Source organism: Methanofollis liminatans DSM 4140, assembly GCF_000275865.1.
Lineage (GTDB): Archaea > Halobacteriota > Methanomicrobia > Methanomicrobiales > Methanofollaceae > Methanofollis > Methanofollis liminatans.
The window spans coordinates 1,217,710-1,229,953 of the sequence record NZ_CM001555.1; the positions used below are offsets into that span (position 1 = coordinate 1,217,710).

At 61.6% G+C, this 12,244-nt stretch carries 6 protein-coding genes; 1 reads left to right on the forward strand and 5 read right to left on the reverse strand.

Going from position 1 to position 12,244, the window contains the following annotated elements:
• Nucleotides 1-7 precede the first annotated feature (7 nt).
• The 5 genes from METLI_RS06170 to METLI_RS06190 form a co-directional block, all read right to left on the reverse strand.
• The gene (locus tag METLI_RS06170) at nt 8-880 is read right to left on the reverse strand and encodes a ParA family protein (protein WP_342632915.1); all 873 of its coding nucleotides are present in this window, start codon (nt 878-880) and stop codon (nt 8-10) included.
• A 109-nt stretch (nt 881-989) separates the two neighbouring features.
• The gene (locus tag METLI_RS06175; protein WP_004038903.1) at nt 990-4,670 is read right to left on the reverse strand and encodes a bifunctional RecB family nuclease/DEAD/DEAH box helicase; all 3,681 of its coding nucleotides are present in this window, start codon (nt 4,668-4,670) and stop codon (nt 990-992) included.
• 80 nt (nt 4,671-4,750) lie between these two features.
• Nucleotides 4,751-5,320, reverse strand: coding sequence for a type 1 glutamine amidotransferase (locus METLI_RS06180; RefSeq protein WP_004038904.1), 570 nt, complete (start codon nt 5,318-5,320; stop codon nt 4,751-4,753).
• A complete protein-coding gene (locus METLI_RS06185) occupies nt 5,317-5,997 on the reverse strand; it encodes a diphthine--ammonia ligase (RefSeq protein WP_004038905.1) in 681 nt (226 codons plus the stop codon). The genes METLI_RS06180 and METLI_RS06185 overlap by 4 nt, the downstream gene beginning before the upstream one ends.
• Nucleotides 5,998-6,317: 320 nt before the next feature.
• Nucleotides 6,318-11,120: a glycosyl hydrolase gene (locus METLI_RS06190; RefSeq protein WP_169313803.1), complete on the reverse strand. Its 4,803-nt coding sequence runs from the start codon at nt 11,118-11,120 to the stop codon at nt 6,318-6,320.
• 517 nt (nt 11,121-11,637) lie between these two features.
• Between METLI_RS06190 and METLI_RS06200 the strand changes: the two genes are divergently transcribed.
• The gene (locus METLI_RS06200; protein ID WP_004038907.1) at nt 11,638-12,174 is read left to right on the forward strand and encodes a DUF6790 family protein; all 537 of its coding nucleotides are present in this window, start codon (nt 11,638-11,640) and stop codon (nt 12,172-12,174) included.
• Nucleotides 12,175-12,244: the final 70 nt, after the last annotated feature.

Sequence of the window (12,244 nt, forward strand, 5' to 3'; positions counted from 1 at the left end):
CATCCCCTCATTTCTTCCAGTGCCCGACGGTCGATGCAATCTTCCTGTAGGCCTGACCGGCCGGACAGTCGGGTGCATAATGAGATATCGGGAGACCCTTCCGCTGTGCTGCCGGAACCTCCGGAGAGAAGGGCACCGTTTCAACCATCATAAATGACGCCGAGACGCGCTCATCGATCGCTTCCGGCTCTATCCTCTTTTCCCGCTGAGAGAGGAGTCCGAGAATTGCGTCGAGAAGCCCCGCTCTCTGCCCCTGCACAGGGCTTTCCTGGCTCATGATTGCAATCTCTGCCCTGACATCCCCGCCGATGTTCTCGCGGATGTCCTGAAATATCGCGTTCATGGTCTCGATCCCCTCGAGGGCGAAGATGCCGGGGTCGAGATTTACGATCGTGTGATCCGCTGCCACGAGACCGTTGATCACAAACTGACCCATGCTCGGGGGCGTATCTATCAGGACCATATCGTAATTGGGCGAGATCTCATCGAGCGCATCTCTCAGAACAGTTGCCCTGCCTTCAGACTGGTAGAGATATGGTTCGGCACCGACAAGGTCCAGGGTGGAGGGCACAAGGTCGATCCCGGATGCCGTCCTGACGATCAGGTCCCTGATGGATACTTCTGGAAACCCCTCGAACCTGCTCATAAAGAGATCATAGATGCTGGTCTCCAGGCCGGTCGGGCTGATGCCAAGACCTGAAGTTGCATTTGCCTGGGGATCGCAGTCCACGACCAGGACGCGTTCTCCGGACTTTTGAAGATAGCCTGCAATATTAAGACAGGACGATGTCTTTCCCGTTCCTCCCTTGTGATGGGCAAATGCAATACGCGTTATGGTCTCACCCTGATATGTGAATTTTGCATGAAAGATTATAAAGATTTATATTTTTGTTGTTTCCAGAATATCTTTATTTTATTATTGTGGCTACATATTAATTGGTTTACAGATATTGCGGGGTGATACGTATCTCATGAAGATTTCAATCGGCCTACGCCGTCCTGAGTACTGTCACGCGGCCTGCCTTATCGAGGGTGAAGGTCCGTTCCTCCCCCTCCCTCCTGCAGAAGGCGATCAGGTCGAGCATGTGCCTGAGCCCCTCTCCTGCCTTCTCGTTCTGGAGCAGGTCGAAGGAGGGTTCGAGGAGGGGGCGGGGGAGAAATACGATGCACTTTGCACGGGCCCGCGTCACCGAGACGTTGAGACGGTTCCTGCTGTAGATGAACTCCGCCTCCCGCAGCGCCGTCTCATGATCGCTCACGCCGTACGAGACGATCACCGCCTCGCACTGCTGCCCCTGCATCTTCTCGACCGTTTCCACGAAGGGGTCGGCCTCCCAGGCCCGGCCCCCTGCCAGCTCCTCTCTGATCGCCCGGATCTGGGCGTGGTGGGGGCTGACGATGAAGAGACCCCGCCGCCAGAACGCCTCGTCTCCGGCCCGTCCCCCCGGGTAAGGGCCGTCTCCGCCGGGTTCGAACATCCGCTCGCGCAGGGCCGATGCGATCTCTGCGACAAGGGCCGCCTCGGCGCTGTTTTTCACGCTCGCCCTCACCTCTTCGAGCACCACGACGGTGAGGGGATGGTCCGGGTCGAGCACCGCCTCGATGAACGGGTCAGGGGACGATGGGGGGGCGAGCCTGATCCGCTGTTCAGCCACAGAACGGTTCGCCGGCCGGTAGCCCTGGCCGTACAGTGTCCCGGCCGAGAACGCAGAGAGCGTGGCGTTCATCCGCCAGTTCTCCAGGAGCTGGCAGGTGTAGGGCGCCGGCCCCTGGTCGCGCCGCCTCAGCCACCCGAAGACCGAGTCCTGGATCTCTTCGGCACCTTCGGCGCCCTCACCCGCGCCCGCCCCCCATATGGGCGGGAGCTGGAGGTCGTCCCCGGCGAAGACGAGTTTCCCGCCGGGTTTCAGGAGGGGCAGGAGAAGGGCGAGTTCTCCGAAGGTGACCTGCGAGGCCTCGTCGAGGACCAGGACGTCGAAGGAGGGGAGGTATGTCCGGTGTTTATGGAACGCCTTTGCCGTCCCGCCCAGGACGAAGCGGTCGGGGAGGCGGGTCGCCGCCGCCAGGACGTCGCGGGAAAGCACGTGCAGGTTCCGCCCTCTCGGCGTCGTCGTCCGGTCCAGTTTGCCGACGGTGAGGCGGAGGGCCATCGAGGACCCGGCGGCGTCCTGGAGTTCGAAAAGGAGGTTCTCGATCGCCGCATGGGTGAGGGCGCTGACGGCGATCCTGACCGGCCCGTCGGCCGACGAGACCAGCCCGAGCATCGCATGGGCGAGGAAATGGGTCTTGCCCGTTCCCGGCGGGCCCCATACGAGGGTCAGCCTGTTCGCCAGGATGTGGCGGTACGCCTCCTCCTGGCTCGGAGTGAACCCTGCATGAGCGCCGCCGTCCGGCACCGCCGCCGCTCCCCGCCCGGCGAAGCCCTGCGGCTCCCTCATCAGGGCCAGGAGGTCGCCGTCTGGCCGCCGGTCCCATTCGAGGACCTGCTCGACGATCGTCGCCGTCGTGAAGTCAGTGGCCCGCGGGAAGAGAAGGGCCCGATCCCCGGGCGAGAAGGCGTCCTGGTCGCCGGTCGCGCGCGTGGCAAGACGGAGGCGGGAGACCTTTCCGCGGGACTCCGTGGTCCCGGCGATCCCGGCGAACCTGATCTCCCCGCCTGGCGGTGCGGTCTTCGAAGCGTAGAGCCCATCGTCGAAGGCCTGTGCTGCGGCGACCCCCTCAGGGGTTTCCGGGACGAGGAGGAAGTTTAGCAGGCCGTTAGGCTGGCCGAGCGCTGCAGGGTCAGGGCGGGAGAGGACGCTCCACTCGTCCCCGCCCACGCACCGGATGCAGATCCTGCCGCCGAGGTCCTCGGCCTCCTTTGTCGGGAGGCACCTGAGGCGCTGCGCCTCTGCCGCCGCCGCCGCCGCCGACCGCCGCAGGGCGGCGATGAGGGCGGCATACTCCGGGTGCTCGATCGTTTCGGGCGGGGTGAGGCGGAAGCGGTCAGGCCAGCGCCGCGGGGTCATCCTCTCGCGCAGAGCGGCGAGGAGGTCGCCGCCCATGCGCAGACGCCTGCGGATCTCGTCCTGGACCCACCGCACCGCATCGGCATGGCCGCTGTACCAGGCGCGGTAGACGGCGTCGGCCTTCATCCCGTTGCCCAGGGCGGGCCAGAAGAGATCAGAAGGGGGGTGGCCTGACCCTTTGAGGGCGGCGAGGGCGTCGGGTATCCTGCAGAAGACCGGGTCGGGGAAGGCGGCACACTCCTCTGCGACCCCGGAGAGGACGACGACCGGGACCTTCGTCCGCGCCCCTTCCCTGCCCTCGCCGGCATAGTGCCTGAGCAGCGCCGCCGCCTCCCCGCTCTCCCCGGCGCACTCCTCCAGGATCTCGAGGAAGAGGCGGTGCTCCCGCCGGTCGGCGACATAGGTCTGGAGCGACCGCTGTTCGGCAAACGCCTTCCCTTCGTTGTAGGCAGAGAGGACGGCGAGTTCGTCGTACAGCGCCCGCACGAACCCTCCGGCGACCGCCCCGCACTCCTCCTCCCCCGAGGCGACCCCGATCCATTCCCTGGACGGGGAGTCGTAGACGTCCTTCCCCTTGAACCGCCTGAACCCGGCGGCGTAGATCCTGCCCCCGACCGGTTCGCGCTGGAGGGTGATCACCACCCCGACCGACTCATTGACCGGGAGCGAGGGCGAGGCGCCATCGAGCGGGACGACCGTCCCCTCGCGGACGGCGCGGATCTGCCTGCGGAGGATCTCGCCCTTCCCCCTCAGGGACCCGCACGCCTCCAGGGCCTCGTCGGCGCCCGGCGAGGAGAGAAAGCGGTCGAGGTCAGGGAGGGTGTCCACGCCCGCGCCGTCGCTGAGGAACTGCCTCGCCCCTGCGGTGAGGCCCGGGATGAGGGAGATCGACCCGGTCTCCTCAGCCTCCCTCATGCAGGACACAAAAAATGGGCACTGTTCGCATTTCGGCTGGAGGTGCCAGGGCAGCGACGCCGGGGGCGCCGCCATGATCGCCCCGAGGTCGTCGGCGAGAAAGTGTTCGAGCACCTGCAGGTCGGTGCCTATCGTGATGATCTCCGGCGTCTCGGCGTCCTGGAGCCAGATCCCGGCGGCGGACCGGTCGGCAACGGCCGGGATCCCCCCGTCGGCGATGGCGGCGTCCAGGATCAGGGCGTAGAGCCCCACCTGAATCCGGTGGGACGTCTTTAAACTGTCGGTCGCCTTCAGGTCGATGACCCTGAGGAGGCGCCCCTCCCCGTCAGGGAGGCACCAGATCAGGTCGGGCCTGCACTCGTGGAAGGAGCAGACCTCAGGGTCCAGGCCGTAGCGCCGGTAAAACGACGGCGGGACGATCAGGGTGGCCTGGTACGCCCCCGACCCCGCCGCCATCGACGAGAGAATCCGGACACTCTCTTCTGCAGAAAACCGTCGGTCATGATAGGCACCGCCGCCCGGCGCCATATGGACGAGGCCGGGTATCTTTCTCCCGACCACCTCGTCCTCCCATGCAAGCCCCTTTGCGGTGAGGAGTTCTGAGACCTGCGTGTGCTCCTCGACGGCGTCCGGGATGCCGAGCGCCCGCCGGTCCGCCAGGGGGACCGCCGAATACCGGAGAAAACGCTGGCATTCATGGTGGAAGAAACGGGCGATGAGGGAGGGGCTCAGGTTGTGCCGGGGCATTCGTGGTATGATCTCTGTCCGGGATCGTAAATAGATGGATGGGCGGGGGCAAACGTGATGGTCGCCCCTTTCGGTCGCATTCAGGATGCCGGACCGGCGTGCTCTTCCAGGAACCGGGTGACGACCCACTCGTTCCTCACCTCGGGGTGGAAGAGCACGCCGTAGATCGGCCTGGATACGTGGCGGACCGCCTGCACGCACCCTTCCGAGACGGCGAGGACCTCAAAGCACGCCGGCGGGGCGACGGCGAAGGCGTGGAGTTCGTAGGCCGGGAACAGATCCTTCCCCGCGAAGATCCCGTCAGGCCTGAGGACGCTGACGTCTGTCATCCCGATCCTGAGGTCGGGCTCGATCCGCCCGCCAAAGGCCCCGGCGACCGCCTGCATCCCGGCACAGATCCCGAGCACCGGGAGGGGGCAGGTGCGGAGCCACGCAAACCGCTCGAGATCTTCTGCGAAGCGGTTGTCCTGCAGGGCGGTCCCGCAGAGGAGGACGGCCGAGACCCCGTCGAGATCGCTCTCCTCGATCCCGGCAAAGTGCCGCGTGACCGAGGGGAACCCCGCCCGCCTGACGATCCCCTCGATCGGCGAGACGAACTCGTACCGGCTCAGGGAGTTTTCTTTCCAGCAGAGATCGACGATCAGGATCATTTCGGCACCAGCACGGCTTTCTCTATTCTATAGGTGCCATTGTAATTTTTGTATTCGGCCGAAGCCTCCCTGATCTCGATCCGCCGTGTGAAAAACGGCGCATCGGTGACGAAGGTCTCGATCTCCCCGCCTTCGCCGGTGAGGGTGATCCGGTACTTCTCTGCCATCGCCCTCAACTCCGCGACGGCGGCGGCGTCGATCCGGCGCCCGAGCCACCGCTCGTCGAAGGGTGCGGAGTAGACCCCGGCGACGATCACCGCAAAACCCTCGTCGATCAGGCCCTGCATGTACGCCTCCTGGTCGGCGTGCCAGAGCGGGTTGAAGCACCAGAGCCCGAGGTCATGGCAGATCCGCTGCACCCGCGTCGCCTGGTACACCGAGAGGATTGCCCCGGTGACGACCCCCTCGATCCCGTGGCGTTCCCGCGCGATCAGGACCGCCCGCCTCAGGTCGTCGAGCTCCTTCTCCTCCTCGCCGGCCGACTCCACCTCGACGAGAGGGAGGTCCGCCGCCTCGGCCTGCAGGGCGGCGAGGCGGACATTTGGCGTGTGGAACATATAACTCTCCGGGTTCGCCGGGACGATGGTGATCAGGCAGACCACCTCTTCCTTCTGCATCGCCCGCCAGCATGCAAAGAGCGAGTCTTTCCCGCCTGAACAGAGTACGCCGAGTCTCATTGAATATTCCAGATTTTTGTGGGCGGTGAGGGAAATACATTCTCCTGGATCGGGAGCAGCGGCCCCCCGGCACCGGCGCACGGTCCGTTCACGCGAAGACACAAAACCCTGAAACGCGCTCTACCCCTTCGCACCCTATCGTGTGAGATCGTTCTCATCATCCCTATTACCATGAGTGGCGTCAGACTGAAGTGTCAGGGATACCCGCACACACGAGTGAAGAGCCGTCAAGAAATTCGGAGAGGATCCGAATGCATGAAAAGAGTGGTATCAGGTCAGGGGGGATCGGGATCAAACCGATCCTCCACCCTCACGAATCCTTACTCGTCTTTACCTCTCCTCCGGTAAATCAGAACGCATGCCAGAGCGGCAAGGACAAGGATCGCAACACCGGCTGCGACCATCGGGAATTCGGAAGCGGGTTCAGCCGGAAGAACAGAGGGCGTTGTCTGCACCGGAGACGGCTGGACTGCAGCGGATGCGGCCTCAGGTGCAGTGGTGGGCACCGGCGTTTCAGGCGTCGCCTCCTTCTCTATCCCTATCGCATACCAGGAGAACCCCGGAGACTCGGCGGTGAATATGTAGTAATCCCCGTCCTCGGCCACATACGTGGTCGGCAACTGCTCCCAGGCCGTACCGTTGTACCGCCACAGCACGACGTCACCGGTATCGTAGCCATGCTCTTCAAGCCATATTTTAGAAACCTTAAACGTGTAGGTTACCTTCTCGATGTTCGAGTCATTCACGCCGTAAGGGGTGACCTCCTGGAACTCATACACGACCGATCCCGGAAGCGGAATGGATGAGGGCAGTGAGCCCGACGGCGTGACGATGACCTGAAGATTCTGGACGTCGCTGCCGACCGTGACAGTCAGGGAGTTTATCGACCCTCCGCGGATGGGGATGACAGCGCTCTGGCCTGCTTTGAGAGAGGATGCCGATCCTGCGCTGCTCACGGAACCTGACCCGTCGCTCCCTGAGTCTGACCCGGGCGATGGCCTGGTTAATATAGCCTCATCGTCATCCGCCGGTTTCTGGACGGCGTACTTCAGGGTTTCGTTCCCCGCATCGTAGTAACTGATATGTGCATATCCGTCTGTATCGATCGCAAGCGACGAATACTCGCCGACGTTTCCGGTATCCACCGTCACCGAGTACCATGTGTCGCCGTCCTTCCAGGCGTACTTCAGGCTCCGGTTCGTGGCGTCATAGTAACTGATGCCAGGCGCATGATCGGACCCGACCATCGTGTTGAAGGCAAGAGAGCAGTATTCGCCGACATCGCCTGCCGCATCGACGACCTCGGTTGTCCAGGACGAATCGTTGACCGCATACATGAGGCGTTTGTTGTCCGCATCGTAGAAGGCGATCGCCGCGTGCCCGCCGGCGTCGAATGCGATCGATGTCCACCCGACGGTCGCAGACGTCACCTCTTCGGTCGCCCATTTCTCCGGAGCGCCCCAACCGGGCATCTCGGCATGCCTGAGGGTTGTTGTGTTATGGTGGTAATACGCGATGTGCACCTGCTGTTCTGGGTTTATGGCGAGCGAGACATAATCCCCACCGATTTTTGCATTGATATCTTCGGGCTGTACGGTAGGCCAGTCTGCTCCACTCTGGCCGGGAGGGTACCAGCTGAACCGCGGTATCTTGAGCGGCACGCTCTGGTAGGCGACACAGGGGCCATGGTTCTCGCTGATCGCCAGTGAGGGGTATGCCGATGCGACCGGAGTAATTACCATATCGCTCCAGCCATCTCCCTGTTTTGTCGCATAGTTGAGCGACGTGCCCGCGGCGTTGCCGTAGGCGATATGGGGGGTATTGTTGCCGTCAAGCGCAAGCGAGAACCACCCGTTCGAGCCGTATACCGATTCGTTGTGCCACGCACCGTCGTTCCATGCGTACTTTACCGTTTCGTTGGTCCTGTCGTAATAACTGATATGCGCAGAGCAGTTCGAGTCCAGGGCAAGGGAGGAGTACGTCCCGACGCCTGTAGCCTGATCCGCCGTCGATACCGTGAAGTTTGCAGTCAGCGTTCCCTGCTGCTTTATATAGATCGACGCCGAGAACGAACTGGAAGCCCCTGATTTATTCTCGACCGTCAGGGTCACGTTGTAGATGCCGGGAGTGGCGAAGGTGTAGTGTGCGTTCTGGTCGGTGGAGAAGGGCGCTGCCCCATCTATCGACCATGCCCAGCCGGTGAGGGCTCCTCCCGACGTATCGGTGAACCCCACCGCAAGCGGTGCATTGCCCATCGTTACGTTCGCCCTAAAGTGTGCCGCAAGCGGCCCCGGCATGCCGGTGGGGCAGGTCCTCATCGAATGCGACGGAACGTCTTCCAGCACCGTCCCGTCGTTGAAAGCGATGTCCAGGGGAGCGTCCGTCGGGTTATAGGCCACGTAAGTCCGCTCGTCGCCTTTCTCAAATGTCATGAAGTATGGGGTGTTCGTGGCGTAGACCTCGAGGGGATCGGGGGTTCCGTGGACCTGGAGGTAACGGATGAACTGGTAGGTCGTTGCTCCCGAGTTCCCGCCGTGTGTCAACTTTATACAGGGGATGATGTGATACTCGTTCTCCTTCCACTCCGGCGTCACGTCGAAGTAGGTCGTCAGCGCCGCATCGGGATTGGCCATCGCATACCAGCAGGCAAGCTCGCTGTAATACGCCAACCGACCGTACCACTGGTTTTCGGTCGTTCCGTCTCCGAATCTCTTTGTTCCTTCGGGATTGAGCGGGTCGAGATCGTACTTCTTCAGGTATTCCTCGTAATCCTGCAGGTACGTGACAATGGACTGTTTATCCATGGCATGGTAGAACGATGCAGGCGTGACCGGGGCGACCGTGATGTAACTGATATCAGTGGGATGCGGACCGAAGAATGTGGACTGTTTGATCTGGGCGTCGTAGACCTGGGCGGTATACTGCATGCTCACCCAGCGGGGGTCGAACCCCGGCCCCTCCACGGCATCGAAGAGGCGCTGGTAGGTGCCGAAATAATCCCGCCAGTACGCCCAGTTCGCATAGACCGCAATGCTATACCGTTCGATGCCGATCTGTGTCATCTTCGGCTGGTCCGATGCGGTGCCCCAGAGGATGACTCCTGCCCAGAAGTTGATCTCTTCGGAGATCGATTCGTCGTTGTTTCCGGTCAGGAAGTCGGGGGACGTCAGCCCGCCGGCGGCGCAGTGCCCGTCATAGGCGTCCCAGTAGCGCATTTCAGGGAAGGCGTTGTCGCTCGGTATCTCTTTTGAATACGCCACATCAAAGACGATCTGGTTGATCACGTCCTTATACTCGTTCATCCAGGTCTCGTTGTCCATGGCGAGCAGGGCCGCTGCGTTGACGATATAGCCGTAGGTGTAGTGGTGATCGTTCAACCTGGTTACGGTGCCGTAGCCGTCGTATGGTTTATCGGTGGTATCCGACGGGAAGTACGTCTTTACCGGACTTGCAGGGTAGAGCAGGACGGTGCCGATCGACGCATTGTACAGGGCATAGTACGGGGCCACGCCGGTGCTCGTATTAACTTGAGTATTTGTCGGATTCTCCCTGAAGAAGAGTTCTATCCCGCCGGATTTCGTGGTGGATGCGACGGCGGCGGCCAGCGTGGTGTTCCCTACACTTTCGGCAGCAAGCGCGAACCTCGCATTTCGCCCGAGTGTCTTTACTCCGGTATAGGTGTCGGTACCCTTGCCGTCGTTGAAGGCTGTATACGCGGGGTCCTGGGGTCCGTTCTGCATCTCGAAGACGTCGAGCCACCGGGTCAGGTTGTCGATCCCTTCCGTATCATGGGTGTCCAGCGACGGCATGGAGGGGAGGATACCCGGGTAATGATAGGTGCAGGAATACGAGGACTGGCGGAGGTATTTCATCGTCCCCTTGATGGTCTCGAAGGCCATATCGGTGCCCGTGCTGTTCTGGACCCACACCGGCGTACCCCCGAGCACCGATCCCAGGTCGAAGAAGTCGCCATAGTGGATGGGCAGGAGCCCCTGTACCGGTCGAGGGTCGCCGAGGCCGAGCACGTCTGCGGATGTCATCGAATAGGTGGCGGTGACGGACGAGGTGGAGGCGCCATAGGTATAGGAGACGGTGGTCTCCGTGGGGTAGCAGAATGCCGCTTCGGCAAGGACGGCGAGCGTCGCTTCGTCCGTGAACGAGGCATCGGGAACGGTGGCAAGCACGAAATAGTTCTCCTGAACCGGTGCGACGAAGGTCAGTTCGATCTCCGTACGAGTCTCAGTGCCGTTCTCTGCCTGGTGGTACGCCGACTGCCCTTCAGGGAAGAAGAGAATGTATGTCTGGTTTGTGCTCGTCACGTCGGACTTTCCAAGCGGCGGGGTGATGGGCATCGCCCCGGTGAAGATCTCGTAACTGACGTTCTGTCCTTTCACCTGGAGCACGCCGGCGGTATGGTTCAGCTCCGACGCGCTCCAGATGGTGAAGTTTGTCTGCGGTATCCCGGACGCGGCGAAGTGAATGAACAGGGAGCCCCGGACGGTAACGATCCGCAGGGAGGCGTTCGCCGGAATTGCGGCCGGGCAAGCGGCGTCGTCCGATGCCAGAAGGAGGAGTTCCGCGTCGTAGTCTCCCATCCTGTTCACCCGGATGTGCGATGCATTGAATCCCGGGTCGACTTTTATCCCCTCTTTTGAGTGGATGCAGTCAAGGGCGGACATGAAGAGGGTGCTGGTGTCGGGCTTTCCGTCCGGGCTGTAGAGCCGTGCGTCCTGGTGAACCGTGATTGCTGCCTGCCTGACAAAAAAGCCGGTCGTGCCGGTGGGCGTGGAGAGCGGGGCATCGATGTTATCCCAGTTCGTATAGGGGTCCAGGTTATACCAGAGGCTCCAGGGGAGCGGGTAGACCGGCCGCTGGTAGACGATCGAAGGGGTGCCGGTGTCAAGGCCGCCTCCCAGATAGATCCTGGCCTGGTTGTCAGCCCAGAGGATCGGGGAGAGCCATGAGTTGCTCTTATACGGCGCCTCAAGGGTGGATGTCGCAGTCGCACTGAGCGCTCCTGAGCCTGCGGGCTCGGGGCTTGAGCCGGGCAGGGTCGTGTTGGTGTAGACCGGATGTTCCTGAATTGTTGCTGCTGCTGCTGCCTGTGTGAGTATGAGCAGCACAAGCACTATCAGTAAAGCGGTATTTGTACGGGATATCGTATAAATCACCTGAAAAACTCCCCTTCCATGTAACGGAGAGATAACAAGAAAGGATACTATGAAATCATTAATCCATATAATTAATTTTTCTGTGTTATACTTGCAATTTTTTTTATTTATGTGGATATTTGCCGACGAAAATCGGATTTTCTGCCATAGAGTCAATATGGTCCCGATGCTGCCCCGGAGAGTATGCGCGGGGATATCGGGCGATGCCGTTGACGTGGGAAAGTGGCGTTACGGACGTACCTTAGCGGGGAGAAAATCGTGTACCCGGCCCGTCCGGATACTCTCTTCATCTTCCCCGTGGACGATTGCCCGGAAGAGCACACGATCATCAGGGATGCAGGGTGTTGTGATCAGGGCGTGCATCGTATCGGCGGCGAACCGGGGCGGGCGGCATAGGTTCTCCGGAACCGCCATGAGCACCATAACGACGATGGCATAGGTTTATCACGCCGCCCCCTCATTATTCCTTATGGGGATCATTGCGCCTCTCTCGACACTCCTCTTCCCATTTTCTGCATTAATTATCGCTTTTATCCATATTCACTGGAAGAAGATCGCCGGCTGGCAGGCTATCGGCGCGGTGCTGATGTGGCAACTGGCCGTCGGGCTGGGACTGGCCTTCATATGGGGAGGGATCGGTCATCTCCTGATGCCGGATCTGGTTGCGGCGTCGATCGGCTGGGCGGCAGGAAGCCCGTTCCAGCGGGAGGTCGGGATGTGGGACCTCGCTCTCGGCATCGTCGGCGTTCTCTGCCTGAAGTTCAGGGACGAAGGCTTTTTTGCTGCAACCATCATTGGAACCGGGCTGTTTTCCGTCGGTGCCGGCATCGGCCATCTCTACGAACTCGTCGTCAACGGGAATACGGCGGTCAATAACGCCGGAATCGTGATGTACGTTGATCTCTTCTACCCGCTCTTCCTTGCAGCCCTGCTCGTCGTGTACCATGTCAGGAAGAAGGAGGCAGGGGCGGCGGACACTGTTGTTCTGTCGAACGCCCTCGACTGAACGTGCGGGCATCGTTCCAGGGGCGTATCTTCACATTCGACGGTGAGGGTCCATGGTGCATACGCCTGGA

Coding starts and splice junctions, on each gene's coding strand:
- METLI_RS06185 (WP_004038905.1), bottom strand. CDS start 5,997: ATGAGACTCGGCGTACTCTGTTCAGGCGGGAAAGACTCGCTCTTTGCA.
- METLI_RS06180 (WP_004038904.1), bottom strand. CDS start 5,320: ATGATCCTGATCGTCGATCTCTGCTGGAAAGAAAACTCCCTGAGCCGG.
- METLI_RS06175 (WP_004038903.1), bottom strand. CDS start 4,670: ATGCCCCGGCACAACCTGAGCCCCTCCCTCATCGCCCGTTTCTTCCAC.
- METLI_RS06200 (WP_004038907.1), top strand. CDS start 11,638: ATGGGGATCATTGCGCCTCTCTCGACACTCCTCTTCCCATTTTCTGCA.